This window comes from Flagellimonas oceanensis (assembly GCF_003992595.1).
GTDB classification, from domain to species: domain Bacteria; phylum Bacteroidota; class Bacteroidia; order Flavobacteriales; family Flavobacteriaceae; genus Flagellimonas; species Flagellimonas oceanensis.
The window spans coordinates 1-19,251 of the sequence record NZ_RZNA01000039.1; the positions used below are offsets into that span (position 1 = coordinate 1).

Here is a 19,251-nt window from a genome sequence, read left to right on the forward strand (position 1 = left end):
TTGGTAATGGTCTCTTGCATCAATGGATTGGATTTATAGGCCCAGGTCATATAGAAAATGGGCTGCGCCCCTTTGGAACGGACCAGTTCGGCAAACTTGGTACCGTATTCCTTAAAACGTTCCGGTGTATCTATGGTACTCAGGCTATGGTCTCCGAACACCACATAGTCCCATTCTTTCTCTTCAAGCAGTTGGCGGGTAACCGTTCCTTTTTCACTTTTCCAGTGCTGTTCCAAATTACTGCCTCCCACAGTGGATTGGTGTGCAGAAATATCAACCCCCTGTGTTTCGGCCATAGCGTCCACCAATTGGGGCATGTTCCAAAAGTAGGTAAAGCTATTTCCAACAAACAATATTTTGATGGGACCTTCCTTTTCTTGGGCACTTAGCTGAACCGGAATGGTCAGCACCAGTGCAACTATCCATATACTCAGATTCTTGATATGCTTTTTTCTCATAATTTGATAATGCAATTGTTATTGGTTTATTGATTGACCGGGGTTTCGTCAAAAAAATTGGGTATGGGATCGGGAACATTGTCGTTCCTATCTATTTCGGATTGTGGAAATCATACCGTACAAAAGCCTCCATGGCCGCATAACTGGCCAACCCAAGGGCCTGATACCGTTGTGCCGTTTCCTTGTTCCTGTCCTCCGCGCGCACCCAGAACTCCCTGAGGTCCTCCCCTTGGAACATGACCCCATCCTTTTGGGTCTGGTGGAAAAATATGGCCTTACGCTTTCTAAGTACCTGAGCTGGGCTCATAGGCACCGCCATTTCAATTTCATGGGTCTCCCACTCGTGCCATGCCCCGCGGTAGAGCCATACCCAACAATCCTTCATGAAGGATCTTAGCATGAGTGCATTTAAGGAAGCAAATAGAGCTTCCAAACAAACACGATGGGTACCATGAGGGTCTGCCAAATCTCCAGCAGCATAGATTTGATGGGGTTGGATTTCCTCAATAATATTGTTCATTATGGCAATATCCACTTCTCCTAGGGGTTTCTTTTTTATTGTTCCTGTTTCGTAAAAAGGAAGATCTAAAAAATGTACTTGATTATCTGTAATACCAAGGTAACGTGTGGCAGCGATACTTTCCGCCCGTCGGATATTGCCTTTGAGTCGCCTTAAAAGTTTGGAATCAAAATCTTCTTCTGTTTTTTTCTGAATTTCCTCAATAACTTGATCAAATGTTCCAGTCGTCTCCATACTATTGGCCACTTCTGCTGCTTTAACCGCCTCATGATCGGCCACGGCAATATTACCAGAAGTTTGATACGCTATATGAACCTCATGACCTTGGGAGATCAATCTATCGAACGTTCCACCCATAGAAATTACATCATCATCTGGATGGGGACTGAAAATAATAACCCTTTTTTTTGCTGGTCGTGCACGTTCTGGTCGATTGGTATCATCCGCATTGGGCTTGCCCCCAGGCCAACCGGTAATGGTATGTTGCAATCGATTAAACGTTCTAATATTAATCTCATACGAAGACTGCTCCGAACTTAAAAGGTCGGACATGCCCATATCGTTGTAATCCTTATCTATCAGTTGAAGAACAGGTTTGTTCTTTTTCTGGCTGAGCCAAACCACTGCCTTATGTATCAAATCTTGGGTCCAGTCACAGTTTTTAACCAACCACGGAGTATCAATACGTGTCAACAGGGAAGCAGCCTCTTTATCTAAGACGAATGTGGTATTTCCATGCTCTTGTAGATAAGTGGCCGGGACTTCCGAACTAATACCTCCTTCAATGGTTTTCCTAATGATCGAAGATTTGTTTTGGCCCCAGGCCAGCAAAACAATGCGCTTCGCCTTTTTAATGGTTCCTATACCCATGGTAATGGCCTTAAGGGGTACATTCTCAAGTCCCTTGAACGACGATGCTGCATCTATACGGGTAACATAATCCAAGGTAATGTCCCTTGTGGCAGAATTATAATGGGATCCCGGTTCATTGAACCCAATATGTCCAGTCCTTCCAATACCCAATAATTGAAAATCCAGTCCCCCTTGTTCTTCAATCTTTCTTTCATATTCCTTACAATATTCCTGAATCCCTTGTGATGAAACCATACCATTGGGAATGTATATGTTTTCCTCAGCTATATCAACATGGTCGAAAAGATGCTGGTGCATAAAATAATGATAGCTCTGAATATTGGTACGTTCCATTGGATGGTATTCATCCAGATTAAATGTGACCACATTTTTGAAACTAAGCTCTTCTTCTCGGTGCATACACACTAATTCTTCGTATACCTTTATGGGCGATGACCCAGTGGCAAGCCCTAGAACACATTTTTGGTTTTTCTTCGCTTTTTCACGGATCAACGTTGATATTTCCTTGGCGACCTGCAATGACCCCTGTTTTGAATCAGGGAAGATGACATTATGCACCTTTTCATACCTAGTGGCCTCAAACTGTCCCGCGGGCTCATATTGTAATGATTGAATATCTGTGTCCATTTTTATAAAATCTTTTTAAGTATTACTCTATTATCTTTTCTATTTTTTTCCATGTAAGCATAAGGCATATGGCAGAAACTACCGAAAGAGCGGTCAGAGCACCTGCCAATATCCACTTGCCAAATATCCAATGACCGACCGCAAAAAGGCTGCAATAAATCAGTATCGACCCTAAATGCATTGCCAATATTCCACTGGGAACGCTCCATTTTTCACTACTGTTCAAGTCAATTCCCTCTGTCCTGCCCTGCTGAACTATTTTCTCCCATCCAGGCCCACCAGGTCCAATTCTTTCACAAAATTTGTAAAGTACCTCTCGTTGCTCTGGTGGTGTAAGATAGGTTGCGACCAACCAAGTCAAGGTGGTGGTTAGCACCACGAAAGGATACTCAGACCAACTCGGCAAGAGACCCTCATCAGCAGCAAATAAATAATCTCCCAAAGGAGTCAATTTCAATACAAGTGAAAGTATGCCAGAGGCGAACATAGCAGTAATTTCACTCCATGCATTGATACGCCACCAAAACCACCTTAGGATAAAAATCAAACCTGTACCTGCTCCAAAAACGAGCAATATCTCAAAGAGCTGAAGTGCGTTTTGTAGCAAAAGGGCCAGAGAAGCACTGAGCGCCATCAAAATTACCGTGGATATCCTTCCCACAGCTACCAATCGTTTTTCCGATGCCTTGGGGTTGATTCTATTTTGATAAAAATCATAAACGATATACGAAGAACCCCAATTGAGTTGTGTGGATATAGTAGACATATAGGCTGCCACCAACGAGGTTAGAACAAGGCCCAGAAGTCCCGTGGGCAATTTGGTCAGCATGGCGGAATAGGCCAAATCGTGCCCAAGCTTATCGTCCGATATGATTGGGAAGGCCTGTTGCAAACTCTGAAGGTCCGGAAATACAACAATAGAGGCCAGTGCCACCAATATCCAAGGCCATGGCCTGACTGCATAATGCATAATATTGAAAAAGAAGGTGGCCGCTATGGCATGCTTCCCATTTTTTGCGGAAAGCATTCTTTGGGCGATATATCCACCACCACCGGGTTCGGAACCTGGATACCAGGAACTCCACCATTGTACGGCCAAAGGAATGATAATCAACGTAATCAATGCTTCGGTATCGTCCAATTCAGGTATCATTCTCAATTTATCCTTAACATCCGGATTCGACATGAGGTTACCCAAGCCCCCAACTTCCGGGATGTTTACCAGATAATAGGCGGCACCAATGGTACCTCCCATTGCAACAAAAAAAAGGATGAAATCTGTGTACACAACTCCCTTGAACCCTCCAATTGCACTGAAAATCACTGTGACGAGTCCTGCAATAAGAACCGTCTGCCATGGCGCGAGGCCGAGCATGATTCCACCAATTTTTATAGCGGCAAGTGTTACCGCGGACATGGTGATCACATTAAATATTACTCCGAGATAAATAGCTCTAAACCCCCTTAAAAATCTAGCAGGTTCTCCACCGTATCGAAGTTCATAAAATTCGAGGTCCGTATTGACGTTGGATTTCCGCCACAATCTTGCATATATAAAAACGGTCAAAAGACCTGTCAAGAGAAAGGCCCACCAAACCCAATTTCCAGCTACTCCGTTGGTCCGAACGATGTCCGTGACCAAATTAGGCGTGTCTGTGGAAAAGGTGGTCGCTACCATAGAAACTCCCAATAGCCACCAAGGCATTGATTTTCCCGAAAGAAAAAATTCTGAACTGCTTTTGCCCGAGCTCTTGGATACATAAAACCCGATGCCTAGGGTAATAGCAAAAAATATAAGGATTATGGCATAATCCAATGGTCGCAATTGTATCATATGTATATGTTGGTAAAGTTGTATTTTTCGTAGGTGGTAAAAGGACATAAAAGAAAGGCAGGGAACAAACCCTGCCCATCTCAATCAACTAACTCACGATTAATATATTTTCGTTGCTGTAAATGGTCTCATTCAAATAAAAACACCGTCAGCGCTGAGTGTTAAGAAAACATGTATGCGATTCGATCACATTTCATCAATAGCATGATATAGGGCTTGATTGATCTTGTTCATTTTAGTTTCATCCATCTTTATAATAGCCCTATCGTAAGTCAACAAACCATTGACTTCCCCCTCCACATCAGTGGTTTGTGTATAAATAGCCGCGGAAAGCCCCCTTTTGATCAAAGGAGGTAAAGCATCAATCAATTTTTTATAAGAAACCAATAGTTCTTCCTTGCCCTGCAGATTTCGATAGCCCCAATTTTTATCTTGTTGCCAAAGGTGTCCTTCTATGGGTAGGCCAAGACCGCCAAACTCCCCCAAGACCATTACTCTATCTTTAAAAATGTTTGGAGCATGCAACTCAATTTCTGGCATTCCAGGGCCTGGATAGCGATGTTCATCAACTGCATGACCTACAGGAAAGAAGTTCCCACCACTGGGACCATCGACCAAACGGGAAGTATCATAATCCATGGTCCACTTAACAACTTCCTCCGTATTGAACTGTCCCCAACCTTCATTAAAAGGTACCCACATAACAATGGACGGTTTGTTATAGTTTGCATCCATAATGGACCTCCATTCGGTATAAAACTGATGTTGGGATTGGGCGTTTCGTTCCATTTCGCGCCCATCATAGCCCGAAGGGCCTTTCCAGTCAGCGCTTTTGTCCCCATTGGGCATGTCTTGCCAGACCATCATACCTAATCTATCACAGTGATAATACCACCTTGCCGGTTCAACTTTTACATGCTTTCGAATCATGTTGAAACCCAGTTTTTTGGTCACTTCTATATCATACTTTAATGCTTCGTCAGATGGGGCAGTATAAAGACCGTCGGGCCACCATCCCTGGTCTAGCGTTCCATATTGAAAAATGGCTTTGTTATTTAAAAACATGCGCTTATGGCCATCCTTATCTTTGCCCATGGATATTTTTCGCATGCCAAAATAGCTGGAGACCTGATCAACTTTTTTTCCATTTTTCAGCATAATGACTTGCAAATCATACAAAAAAGGATTTTCTGGAGACCATAATTTTGGGTTATCAATTTTTATATCCATTTCCTTTTGAGGAGTTCCTATGCTGGTTGCTATTTTAGTACCTTCGTCAAAGACATTGACCAAAATGGAATAGCCATCCTCTATCTTTCGATCTCCATTGGCCTTTATTACAATTCTTTCAGTATCGATGTCGGGCAGCATTCTGATTGTTTCTATGGATACTTCTGGTACTGGCTCAATCCATACAGTCTGCCAAATACCTGATACTGGGGTGTACCATATGCCATGAGGTTCAGTGACCTGCTTCCCCCTTGGCTGTGTACCCCTGCTTGTTGGGTCCCAGACCCGAACTTCCAACAACTGTTCGTCCCCTTGCTCCAAGACATCAGTAATATCAAACGAAAACGAATCATAGCCCCCTTGGTGAACCCCCATGCGTTTTCCGTTCACAAATACCTCGGCTTCCCAGTCCACTGCCCCGAAATTTAACTTGATTCGCTTTTTGTTCCATTGAGAAGGAATTTTGAATGTTCGTCTGTACCATAGACATTCATCTGCCTTGATTCTTTTTTGGACCCCCGATAGTTGTGATTCGATTGCAAAGGGCACCAAAATCTGGCCATCAAATTCCAAAGGTTTTTCAGTTCTTCCACTAATGGCATATTCCCATAGACCATTGAGGTTTTTCCAATCTTTACGTACCATTTGAGGCCGAGGATATTCATTCCAAACATGACTAGGAGTTACCTCTTGAGCCCATTTTGTCATAATCCTTTTGTTATTGGACATCTTTTCCTGAGCATGACAAGGGGAACATAGAAGACCCAAAATGGAAATTATAAATAGAAAGTGTTTTTTCCTTTTCATAGTTCAACTGATTAACATAAGTGAGTTCTTTTATGGATATTTAATTGCTTGTAAATGATTAATCTTCATGCCTATCGGGTAAATATTACTATTCCTGTTTTTAACGAAATCCATTTAATGGCTAAGCATATTTGCGGGTACCGTAGTCTTCTTTTCTTTCTCTCCTTTTATATGATATTGGAAATCCAAGGTTGCCCCTCCACCCTTTTGAAAATAGTTTAGCTTGAACGGGTGCTTACCTTTCCTAAGGGCAACTTGCCTGTATACCTCATCACTCGCCTTTTTGTTGGCATTACCATCCACGACCAATTTATTGCCTATTTCCAAGGTACTTCCATCATCTGTCCGTAGATAAAAAGAATATACACCTGTTTTGGGCACTTCTAAATATCCCTCGAACAAGAGGCCAAAATCTGTGTCAGAGGCAAATTCCGGTATATTAATCGTTTCCAAAACAGCAGTCCTAAGAACTTCTTCATTATCAATTTCCTCGGTACTGTTAAAATTGCCTTTCACATATTTTAAATGAATTCCAGGCTTGCTCGTCACCTCTTCTGCATTGAGGTATTCCTGTTGTTTAAATTCGGCGGTTGATACATGGCCCTTTCTACCGTCGTGGAAGGGAAGAATAGTAAAAATTGTGGGTTCTGTGACCACAATTGGCCCCTCGTACACTTTAGAAGTCATATCTGGTATGGAACCATCGGTTGTATAGTGGATCTCATCAATAATACTGGGCTTTTCTAAACGTAGGGTGTCCGTTGTCACAAAGGTATTATAACTGGGAAGGTCTGGAATGTCTGGAAGCCGATATCCAATATCCATAATATCCAATCGGGGATAGATGTTATCCAACCTGCCCATAAAATCTGCCTCATCCTTTTCTTTCTGACTCCAACCAACTTCCGCCATTGACATCATACGCGGCATGGACATATAATCCAATCGGGCCATTGAAGGAATATATTCACTCCAAAGATTGGCTTGTACCCCAATTATTTTATCTTCATGTTTTCCCTTTAATGCTTCGGGAATTGGATCAAAATTATAGACTTTGACAGTACTCTTACTGCTGTTTTTATGATCAAAATAACTATGTGTTGTAGGGGTCATAATCACTTTATGTCCACCCTCGGCAGCTTCCAGAGGCACTCCTGGAATCCAACCTCGCCAATACATGATGGTGGTGCTTGGGTTGATACCTCCCTCCAAGGCCTCATCCCAGCCAATCATTTTCTTGCCCTTGCCATTCAAAAATTTCTCCATTCTTTTCACAAAGTAACTTTGTAACTCTTCCACAGACTCCAAGCCTTCACGTTTCATCAACTCCTTGCATTGCATCGAATTTGCCCAGGTACTTTTATCAACTTCATCAGCTCCAATGTGAATGTACTCCCCAGGAAAGAGTTCCACTACTTCCGACAGTACATTTTCAACAAATTCATAGACACTATCCTCGCATGGACAAAGTGGAATGGAAAACTTTTTGTTACCCCAACCGCTTCCATCCACACAGGAAAGGTCTGGATACAAATCAATGGCCGCTTTCATGTGGCCGGGCATATCAATTTCCGGTACAATGGTAATTCCCCTTTGGGATGCATAGGCAATAACATCCTTCATTTGCTCTTGGGTATAAAACCCCCCATATACTTGCTTACCATCTTTTTCCCTAAAATGCTTCTTTGGCAATTCAAAAGTTGGATCTGTCAGAGCTCTTTCATTACAAATACTGTCGTGCATGTTCATTGTCCTCCACGCACCATTATCCGTCAATTCAGGATATTTATTGATTTGTAAACGCCATCCTGGGTCGTCCGTTAGATGGATATGGAACTTATTGAACTTGAAAAAGGCCAATCGGTCAATAAATTCCTTCAACTCCTCTACGTCAAAAAAATGTCGGGACACATCCATTTGCATTCCCCTATATTCAAACCTTGGCTCGTCTTCAATCAGAACTGAAGATACTTCCCAAGCTTTAACGTGCTGTATCTCCTTGGATTCAATGGCATGTGGCAACAATTGTCTCAAGCTCTGTATACCATATAAAAGGCCTGAATCATGGTTGGCCTTTACGATAATCTTCTCAGGTGAAATGTGCAGTCGATATGCCTCTTGTTTACCTGGAAAAGAACTGTCCAAATGCAAGAACACATTTCCTTTGTCCGCTTCCAAAGCGACGAGCTGTTCCAACTCAAAGCCCGCTGCAGCTTGGAACTTTTCCGAAAGGTAACTTCCCAAAAAATGTAATGTTTCAGAATCCTCTGAGAGTATTATTTGGGTTTTGGGAGTAAATTTGAAAGTTCCTTTTTGAGGTGTCAGGTTTTGAGGTTTCGGTATAATCTGATAAGCCTTTGAATTTAGAACCTCATGTTCAACACATGATGATATCCCGACACATAATATTAAGGATACTACTATTCTGAAGCTAAATTTCATTATTCTCATTTTAAATCGTCAATGTTTTATTTATTTCTTTTTCAATCAATTGATTGTTGCTTTTCTTAATGCCTTATCTCTATTGGACAAGCTTTATATGCATACTATTATCATTTGCAATTTTTCTTAAAAAAGGCTTGTTCATTCTGATATGTACAGTTGTCCAAGAGCAAGATGGGCACAGTACCCAGTGAATACATCCTTTATTTAAAAAGAGGGGAATCAATTCCAATGTGAGTTCAAAATTTCCAGCACTTCCGGATGATCGGCATCTGTATCGCCAACGTTCTCACGTTGTTCCAACAATTCCTGCCGCATTTCCGCAATGACTTCAGCATATTGTGGATCATTAAAGGCATTGTGGTTTTCATGGGGATCCTTTTCCAAATCATAAAATTCCCAAGCAGGCTCCGTATTTTCATTCTGATATAGGTTGACATCCAAAGATCGACCATAGAACAAAGCCAATTTGTAGCGTTCATTCCTAATACCAAAATGAGCAGGTCTAATGGGCTCGTGTGTCCAATAGCGGTAATACATGGTTTTACGCCAATCCTTTGGTGTTTCTCCTTTTAAATTATTCCTGAAACTCTGACCTTGGAATGACTCTGGCAAATCAATCCCTGCATAATCCGCAAAAAGGGAAGCGAAGTCTATGTTAAGAACGATGTCGTCAATGCGCTGTCCTCCTTTTATTTCTTTTGGGTAACGTATGACAAAAGGCATGCGCAGGGATTCTTCATAAATCAAACGTTTATCAAAAAAGCCGTGCTCACCAAGAAAATAGCCTTGGTCTGCGGTATAAATGACTACCGTATTTTCTGCCAATCCGGATTGTTCAAGATAATCTAGAAGTTTACCTATATTTTCATCTACTGCGGCTCCAGAGCGCATAAAATCCTTTACAAGCTTTTGGTATGTCTTTTTTCTGGCCGCAATACTGTCAATCCCCTCTACCGTAAAGGGCAATTCTGGATAATCACACCACCAAGGCCCTTTTGAAGCAGACTCCCAGCGTAAGGCCAAATTGTCCAACGATTGTCCCTCAAAACTCCTTCCCGTGGTTTCTGGACCAAAATCATAAAGTGATTGTGGTTCTGGAATATCTTCATCTCCGTACAGGTCCTTAAACCGTTCCGGGTAATCAAATGGTTCATGAGTCGCCTTAAAATGGGTCATCAGCAAAAATGGTTTTTCCTTGCTAATGGTGTCCATCCATTGTATCGAAAGGTCGGTGATAACATCTGTTGAAAATCCTTGATATTTTGCACCACCTTCCTGACTGTCTTGCCAGTTCTCCTTTGTTTTCAAGATGGGATCATGGTATACGCCCTGACCGGGCAACACATTGAAATAGTCGAATCCTGAAGGTTGCTTTTTAAGATGCCATTTTCCAATAATGGCTGTGTGGTAACCATTCTCTTGAAAAACTTTTGCAATATTTAAACTGTCCGGCTCCAAGGCATCCGTCAATGTGTACACGCCGTTCATGTGACTATATTGCCCCGTAAGAATCGTTCCCCTGCTCGGCACACAAATTGAGTTCGTACAAAATGTATTGTTCAATACAGCTCCTTCACTTGCCAGTCTTTTTATATTTTCATTGCGTACATAGTCTTTAAGGGGACCACCATAAATCCCCCAAGCTTGTGATGTATGGTCATCACTCATTATAAAGAGAATATTCGGAGGGGAAGATGGTCCCGCTTCAGGCTTTCCCTTACAGGAAACACAAAACAATAATCCCACAATACCAAGAATTCCAAGTGACCTGGCTATTTTAAAAAAACTAATATTTGACATTCTGTTCATTTTTGGTTTGATACTTGTCATTTGGTTGCATTCAACTTTGTTTCCCATAATCTTGCCTTGTCCGATTGGATTTTTTGGGGGACAATGGGAAATGAATTTGATCATTGATGTTTTGCCAATACAGCCCTGAACTTGCCCACTATCTGTTGTACTTCAGGAGTCTGATTATCAGGTTTTAGTGGATTTTGTTCCAGTTTGTCATTTTCTATATTGTACAACTCTCCGTTCCCATATAATTTCCATATGGTATCCTGAACATAAGTTCTTGGTTCAAACCCATTCCAATTGGGATCATAGTGACAAAAAATCCAATCCCGCGTTACCGTATTCTTACCTAGCAATTGAGGGTAAAAACTCAACCCATCAGTTTTTTCCTCAGGAAGCTCAGCATGAGTTGCGGCTTCCACAATACTTGGAAGAAAATCAGTAAAATCCACTAAATTGGGATTGACACTTCCTTTTTTGATCTTCCCTTGCCAACTTGCTATAAAAGGAACGTGTGTTCCTGCATCCGTGGTCCTTCCCTTATCGCCTGTCAACTCTGTATTATTGACCACAGAGGTAACATCATGATCTGTACCGTTGTCTCCAATGAACAAAATCAATGTATTGTCCGTGATGCCCAAGGTTTCTATCTCACTTACAATACGGCCCACTAATTTATCCATGTAACTTACCATATCACCAAAATATTTAGGGTCGTTGATTCTTGATTTCGAATTAAAATCTTGGAAATTCTCGTTGTCTGGCGTAGGAACAAAAGGGTCATGGGTAAGTGCCATGGGATAATACACAAAAAAGGGATTGTCCTTATTTTCCCTCATAAAGGAATTTATGCGATCCACGAAGATATCGGGACCATATTCGCCCTCGAATTTTCTGGTGCCCTCCCCTTTAATACTTAAAACCGGGTCTTTGTAGCGGGAACCAAATTGATCTATCTGCCATAGGCAATAGTCATCAAAACCTGCCTGTTCCGGAAGTGTCCCTATCTTGTTCCCTGCCAATTCCTGTTGTCGTGGAGAACCCAATAATTGCCACTTGCCAGCAATATAGGTTTTGTACCCAGCTTGCTGCATATAATGTCCAAATGTTTTTTCATTGGGGTCCAATAGTCCAAACCCTATATAGTTCCTGTCGTTATACTTCCCTGTCATTAGCTGAACCCGTGATGGAGTACAAAGTGGCATGGCGTAGCAATGCTCAAAGCGCATTCCCCCTGCGGCAAGTTTGTCCAGATTAGGCGTTTTATAACTATTTCCGCCATATACCCCTAAGGTTTCATAACCCAGATCGTCCGCCATGATCAGGATGATATTGGGGTTTTGGTTTTGTTGAACGGTTTTCTTCACATTCTGACAGCCTAATAATGGTATTGTCAACAGTATGGAAAGGTATTTTTTCATTTGCTTTACTATTTTTTTGAATAATCTATACCCAGATCATTTGTGCGTACTTCTTTTAGCTTATGCCTCAATTTTTCTTGAAATTTTTTCACTTCATCAGCATACTTAGGGAGCAAGGCCAGATTGGTATATTGGTGTGGATCCTTATCCATATTGAAGAGTTCGATTCCTTGTGAACCATTCTCTCCATATTGGATATAGGCCCATTTATCGGTTCGCAATAGAAAGGTCTGTCCGCCTTGGGTAGTGGTAAAGGCCATATCCCTCACGCTGTAATCGGGATTATCCAAGGTTTTCACCAAACTTTTTCCTTGCACGTGTTCAGAATAGTCAAGCCCAGCCAATTCGGCAACGGTCGGATACAGATCCAACAACTCCACAAAAGAATTGCATATGGCCGGATCCTTACCTGGGACTTTAATTATCAGTGGCACTCGTGCGGATTCTTCCTTCACGCTCACTTTCATCCAAAATTCATGCTCATCCAAATGAAATCCATGGTCGGAAGTGAAAATGACTATGGTATTATCTTCCAGACCCTCCTCCCTTAATGTTTTCAATACTTTACCGACTTGCCTGTCCATATACCGAACTGAAGCATAGTAAGCAGCTATGGCCTTTTGCTTTTGGTCCTTGGTCATTTGGGCATTTTTACTGTTTACATAATTGATTCCCTTTTGGGGAATGTCATCCCAATCCCCTTCAAAATTGTAGGGTAATTCTATATCCTCATACGGATAGGGCCGAAAATCTCCACGTGGGGCCACAAATGGTACGTGGGGCCTCACAAAACCTATTGCCAGGAAAAAGGGCTGATTTTTGTGGTTTCTTATCAATTCTGAGGCTTTGGCGGCCGTTTTTCCATCGGAATGGACCATATCCCCCCCATCCGCCTTTACAATGGTCATTACATTACCTCCTTTTACAGGCTTGCTCCCATCCGGATTTCCCTGTACCAACTCTCCTGTGCCTTTAGCTGTCCATTCAGGCCCTTGGCTATTGAATCGCTCAGTCCATGAGGCTTCATCATCCTTGCCATTAGATCCCATTTCGATATCCTTGGGCACGGCCATATGATAAATTTTGCTTACCCGAGCCGTGTAGTACCCATTGTTCTTGAACAATTGGGGCCAAGTGTCTCTTGAATCACCAATATTCTCTCTTCCACTAACATAACCATAAGTTCGAGTAGCATTTGGGTAATACCCAGTTAGCAAGGACGCCCTAGAGGGGCCGCATACCGGAAATTGGCAATACGCCTTGGTATACTTAATCCCTTGTGCTGCAAGGGCATCAATATTTGGGGTCTGGGAAACTTGGCCGTCATAGGAGGACACTGCTGTACATGTCAGATCATCTGCAATAATGAACAGCACATTGGGTTTTTCAATCGTTTTTTTTTGACCATGACAAGAAATAATTGTCATTCCTAATAAAAGTATGGCCCGTTTTAATTTAGTCATTGGTTATTCCAGTTAAATCATCAGAATAGCTTATTTTAAAAAAAGTGGCGTTAGGTTTTTGACCGTAGGTCCTTATAACCTGATAAGCATGGTCATCACTCATTATCAATACATTGTCAAGTCTTGTTTTTCATATATCTTGGTTTTAATCAACGCACAAGAATTACCTATGATCAACAAGAGAAAGCCAGTCACATTCCAATTTCACTCATTAGTATTGAATGCACACCTTAATCCGTTTTATCAAAGTGGAGTTAAAGAAGAGTGGTAGGGGAAGCCACTCTTTCTATCAATAAAGGCTTTCATTATCAGATTGTAATGAACTCCGGTTCATATTTAATTTATGATTACCATCCTGGATTCTGCTCCAAATTAGGGTTTAAAGTCAACTCCCCTTGTGGAATCGAGGTAAGGTAGTCCCTCCCTTCTTGGAATCCATAGCCGGCGGGCATATCGCTTTGAAAATAATCAATCAACCCATTCCCATCCAAGGTCGGGCTATAATCCGGAAATTCCGTTGCTTCAAAAGGATAACCTAAGGGCCTATTTCCTTGAAAAAGAGCATGAGCCGCCCAACGCTTATAATCTAATGGGCGTTGCCCTTCCAAGGCCAATTCCACACGGCGTTCGTTACGGATGGCATAAAGTGCATCGTCGATAGCGTATCCATAGTCCAATAGGTTACTTCCATAATCGACCTGAGGAATCACACTAAAATCCGGCATACCGACCCGTGACCGGAGCAGGTTTAACTGATCATAGGCGATAGTACCGTTCAATTCGTATAAGGCCTCGGCATAATTAAGGAGTACTTCTCCATACCGAAAGAAAATCCTTCCTGTTTCGGAATACCCTCCCCAATCTGCACCCGCGGCATCGGAATAAGGATTTGAAAATTTCTTGACTTGGAAACCGGTAGCGGCCAACGCATCAGACCCCCCGTTGAGACCGGGTTTTTCGAAAAGAGTATTGTCGCTGGCCACCCGCAAATCGTCCGGGGCCCATATAGTGGCACTAAGCCTAGGGTCACAATCGGTAGTTACTTTTGTTAAAAATGCATTGCCTTTGGTAGTGGAAGCTAACCCCAGAAAATCGTAGGGAGTACCATCTTTTGTAAGGTAGGAGGACACCAAAGACCAGCTAAGCGACATATTCCGGGTGTCACGGGTCACGTACAATTGTAAGTTATGACCAAGGCTTTGATCCGAATCGGCTATCTTGTAAAAGAGTACCTCGTCGATATTGGACATATCATCCAGACCAAAAAGCGTATAATAATCCGCATCAGGATCTCCTGTATTATATATTCCTCGGGTGTAGGAACCGTTTATCAGTTCCCCAGCCGATTGCACCGCTTTTTGAAAAAATTGGGTTGGATCTACACCTTCGGTACCGAATACGGTACTGGAATGATATTTTTGCCAACTCCCTTCGTAAAGGGCAACTTGGGATTGGAAGGCCAGGGCCGTCTCCTTGTTCAGCGTTGCATTGCCTACAGTGGACCGGTCTCCTAGATATACAAAGGCGTTGTCCAGATCTGAAAGGATAAAATCCGCCACCTCGTTCCGGGGACTCCGCGGAAGCTTCAAGTCTTCATCCCCCGGCAATAGTTCGGAAGTATACAGAGGAACATCCCCATAAGTGGTCAACAATCGGAAGTAAAACCAGGCTCTAAAAAAATAAGCCTCTCCCAGTGATTGGGAGTAGGAAGAAATATCGTCTTCCACCCCATCAAGATTATCAAAAAGAATGTTCACAGCCCGGATATTGTCCCATACATAAGCCTCCGAATCTTCCCAAGAACCTGTCTGGAGGGCCCGGGTACCGTGAAGTACTTCGTTGGGTACGGTCAAGATAAGGTTGTCCGAATCGTTCTCTGATATCGGAAGTACCGCATTACCATGGCTTGGAAAGACTTCATAAAATTTCTTCACATAATTGTCCACATCGTTGGCAGTGGTAAAATAATCATTAATGGAAATTTGGTCTTCCGGCGGATTATCTATAAAATCCTCACAGGAGGTCAATGCCAGAATGGTCCATATTATCGAAATATATTTGGATATTTTCATTTTTTTTGGTGTTTTGGACAGGTTAGTATGCAATTTTAAGGCCTAAGGAAATGATACGATCGGCCCCATAGGTCTTGCCTGCGCCCCAACTACTGGAAAGGGCCAAGGGATCGATTCCTACAGGAAGATCTGAAAAGGTAAACAGATTTTCTCCTGACATATAGACCCTTAAGTTGCTCAATTTCATTTTTTGCAGTATCTCGGTCGGTAAGGTGTAGCCCAACTGAAGGTTCTGAAGCCTCAAATAAGCCGCATTCCTCAGGTAACGGGTACTTGTTTCCCTATTCTTGTTGTTTTGTCTATTGTTAAGATACGGACGCGGGAAATAAGCATCGGTATTGTAATTTGCCTCGCCCATATAGAGACCAGTGTAAGCATCTCCCTCTTGATCACGGTAATAATCCAAATGTTCTGGAAAAAGGGAAGATTGGGGCCCAGTTCGAAATCCCCAGAAAATATTAGCCGAGCGGTGGAACGAGATATCCCTTTTACCCACGCCACGCCAGACCATGGAGAGATCAAAGCCTTTATAAGCAACATTGGCGTTGATTCCATATTGATAGCGTGGGGTTGAGTTCCCGATTACGGATAGGTCACCATGATCATCCACAGTATAGGACCCATTGTTCACGGCACCATCTCCATTGGTATCTAAATATTTTAAATCTCCTGTATTCCAGGCAAGCCCAGTGATATATGATAAATCCACCTCCGAAGTATAGGTATCGATTTCCTCCTGGGACTGGTAGAGGTCATGGGCAGTATACCCCCAAATCTCACCTTGTTCCCTGCCCTCGTACCAGGTGGATAAAGTTCCTGTGGAATTTAGATACTCTGTAACCACGGCTTTGGAGTCGAACAGATTGACTCCGATGTTGTAGCTTAAACCACTATTTAGGGTCTGTCCCCAGTTTACATTTATTTCCCAGCCTCTGGTGCGCAGGGTGGCATTGTTTTCTTGGGGAATAGTCGCACCAATGACCCCAGGTTGTGGCTGAGCAGGCCCTATCATATCGTAGGTGGTCCTTTCGAACCAATCGAAATCGGTCTTGAGCTTGTTTCCAAAAAAAGAAAGACTGGTTCCCAAGTTAACCGAACGAGCGGTTTCCCAAGTAAGGTTGGAACTGATCAAACTTGGGGTCTGCGCATAGCCCACGGGTGCGGTCCCACCTTGTTCAAAAATCCATCTGATGGCATCCCCGGAAAAGCTGATCAAGGGCAGGTCCTGGTAGGCATCTACGTTCTGGTTACCCAATTCGCCCCAAGAACCTTTGAGCTTAAAGGTATTGATCACTTGTGCCAAGGAATCCCAAAAGGGCTCCTTATGTACATTCCACCCCGCCGAAAAGGAAGGGAAAAAACCCCATCGGGAGCCTTCACTAAAACGCGAGGTCCCATCGTATCGGGCGTTGGCCTCCAAGAGGTATTTTTCCTTGAAGTTATATTTAAATCGTCCAAAAAAACCTTCCGTACTAGTGGTGAGCAACCCTTCGTCAGATTGAATCTCCCCATCGGCAGTATTTAAGGAAGGTACCTCTGGCACCAGCAAATTGGTTCGGTACGAGGAGAGTGTTCTCACTTTGGTGCGTTCGAACTGAGCTCCTACCATGAATCCTAAATTATGGTCGCCACCCAAAGTAAAATCATAATTGGTATATAGGTTGCTCGTCCAATAAATGTTGCTCCTATGAGTGGCCTCATAGCTACTCGGCGAAGTGTTCCCACTTGCCACCAAGGTGCCGTCAACTTGATGGTCGTACACCGTAAGTTCTGTATCCCGCTTTACATAATCGGTATCCCTAAACGCATAGTCGGCATGGATCGTCCATCCTTTTAAGGGCCGTATTTCGGTGGTAAAAGTTTGCCAGTTCTCCAGAGTTTCGATTACATCGGTGCCTGCGTCATTTACCCAAGGGATTTTCGATTGAATCATATAGTTTCCGTATCCGTCGTACATGGCATTGGAGGGCATGGTCCTGGCAAGCTGGTGGAAAATCAAGGTATAGCCCCCCTGTTTGTCCATATTGGGATACTCTCGGACCGTTTTGGAAAACCGGGGCTGGTAGGTAATGTCCCAATTCTTATTGATAGCAAAGGTAAACTTCCCCATCACATTGAAGCGATCAAAGGTGTCCGTGCCATAGTTCAGGACCCCTTCTTGATTCAACACCCCGGCGGACAGGTAGTACGAAGTACGCTCTCCCCCTCCCGACACCGAGAGATCGTGTTTGGTAATAAGCCCACTCCCGTAATACTCGTCGAACCAATCCCTATTGGCGTTCCCGCGTTGATTAAAGCCCCAGGTATTGCCCCCGTTCCTTGGGGTTGTCTCAAAATAGATGGCATCCTGGGGAAAATTATCCCTACTTCGAATAAAATCATAATCACCGGCCTGATAAGCAACAATATTATCCACGATATCGTTAGAATAAAATCGACCTCCCGCCCCGGATACCCCGGCTTCGTTCAGCACCCGGGCATGGGTATAGGAGTTAAGCATACTCGGTAGCTGGGCTGGAGCACTTATGGAAACCGACCCAGAATAAGTAGCGGTTATCTTCTCCTTCTTACCGGATTTTGTAGTCACCAAGATTACCCCATAGGGAGCACGGGCACCATAAATGGCCGAGGCGGAGGCATCCTTAAGTACGGAAATGGACTCAATGTCCTCCGGGTTTAAACGGTTCAGGTTACCAGGAATCCCATCGATTACCACATAGGGTGATCCCCCGTTAATGGATCCCATGCCTCGAATATTGATATCTAGCTCGGCTCCTGGCTGGAAGCCGCTGTTTCCTACGCTAAAGGATAATCCTGGGGATGTGCCCTGCAACAATTGGGATACGGTAGGAGAAGGTCTGTTCTGGATTATTTTGCTGTCGATAACATCGACAGCTCCGGTAAGGTTCACCTTCTTTTGCACCCCATAGCCCACAACCACAACTTCATCCAAGCCTGCGGTATCTTCTTCCAAAACAATGGACAAATCGGTTTGCCCGTCGAGAATCACATCTTTGGTTTTGAATCCTAGATATGAAATGGTCAAAACAGCATTCTGATTGGTCACCTTTAGTGAAAAGTTTCCGTCAAAATCGGATTGTGTACCATTGGAGGTACCTTTCTCCACAATACTGGCACCTGGCAATGGTTGGCCCGTTTCATCAACAATATTTCCTGATACGGACAATTGAGGAGGCTCTTCATCATCCAATGGCTTTTTGACCCTTTGGTTTTCAAGCTTTCTTTTTAGCACTATTTGCTTGTTCAACACTTCAAAATACACGTTGGTATTCCTAAAAATGGAAGCCAAAATATCTTTAATGCGTTCTTTCCTAAAATTTACAGAAAGCTTCCTCTCCAAATTGACATCTTTTCTATTGTAAAGAAATTTAAATTCGGACTGTGCCTCAATTTCCCTGATTACATCTTCAATTTTTGCATCTTCCATGTTAAGGGACAATCTCTTTGATTGTGAGTAAACTGTATTGGCTTCCAAACTGGATAAAGCAACAAATAAGAGTAGTACCGTCAACCTCATTTTAAGGTTAAATTTCAAAGGAGCATAGGCTACGCCCCTTGGATTCATAATTTTTTTCATACTTTTAGTTTGCGATGGTTTAAAAATCTTTTAAATCATTTTTTTAAATCGGGAAATGTTCCAGCATTTTCCGATTTTTTGATTTCAAATGTTCTATGGTCTGGTTATG

9 protein-coding genes and 1 pseudogene are annotated in these 19,251 nt (G+C 42.9%); all 10 read right to left on the reverse strand.

The annotated features are described in order from the left end of the window. Positions 1–458: pseudogene (locus tag EO132_RS09425) on the reverse strand (hypothetical protein); the annotation flags it as partial. A 91-nt stretch (positions 459–549) separates the two neighbouring features. Further along, positions 550–2,478: a glucosamine-6-phosphate deaminase gene (nagB, locus tag EO132_RS09430; protein ID WP_127137603.1), complete on the reverse strand. Its 1,929-nt coding sequence runs from the start codon at positions 2,476–2,478 to the stop codon at positions 550–552. 22 nt (positions 2,479–2,500) lie between these two features. After that, positions 2,501–4,312, reverse strand: coding sequence for a sodium:solute symporter family protein (locus tag EO132_RS09435; RefSeq protein ID WP_127137604.1), 1,812 nt, complete (start codon positions 4,310–4,312; stop codon positions 2,501–2,503). Positions 4,313–4,498: 186 nt separating this feature from the next. After that, positions 4,499–6,187: a glycoside hydrolase family 2 protein gene (locus EO132_RS09440; RefSeq protein WP_235856424.1), complete on the reverse strand. Its 1,689-nt coding sequence runs from the start codon at positions 6,185–6,187 to the stop codon at positions 4,499–4,501. A 276-nt stretch (positions 6,188–6,463) separates the two neighbouring features. Then, the gene (locus tag EO132_RS09445; RefSeq protein ID WP_127137606.1) at positions 6,464–8,800 is read right to left on the reverse strand and encodes a family 20 glycosylhydrolase; all 2,337 of its coding nucleotides are present in this window, start codon (positions 8,798–8,800) and stop codon (positions 6,464–6,466) included. A 213-nt stretch (positions 8,801–9,013) separates the two neighbouring features. After that, positions 9,014–10,594, reverse strand: a complete 1,581-nt coding sequence (locus tag EO132_RS09450) for a sulfatase family protein (RefSeq protein WP_127137607.1) — start codon at positions 10,592–10,594, stop codon at positions 9,014–9,016. Positions 10,595–10,704: 110 nt separating this feature from the next. Further along, entirely contained in the window at positions 10,705–12,009 is a 1,305-nt protein-coding gene (locus EO132_RS09455) for a sulfatase family protein (protein ID WP_127137608.1), read from the reverse strand. Between the two features lie 8 nt (positions 12,010–12,017). Then, positions 12,018–13,472, reverse strand: coding sequence for a sulfatase (locus EO132_RS09460; protein WP_127137609.1), 1,455 nt, complete (start codon positions 13,470–13,472; stop codon positions 12,018–12,020). 347 nt (positions 13,473–13,819) lie between these two features. Continuing rightward, the gene (locus tag EO132_RS09465; protein ID WP_127137610.1) at positions 13,820–15,544 is read right to left on the reverse strand and encodes a RagB/SusD family nutrient uptake outer membrane protein; all 1,725 of its coding nucleotides are present in this window, start codon (positions 15,542–15,544) and stop codon (positions 13,820–13,822) included. Positions 15,545–15,566: 22 nt separating this feature from the next. Then, positions 15,567–19,142: a TonB-dependent receptor gene (locus EO132_RS09470; RefSeq protein WP_127137611.1), complete on the reverse strand. Its 3,576-nt coding sequence runs from the start codon at positions 19,140–19,142 to the stop codon at positions 15,567–15,569. Positions 19,143–19,251 lie beyond the last annotated feature (109 nt).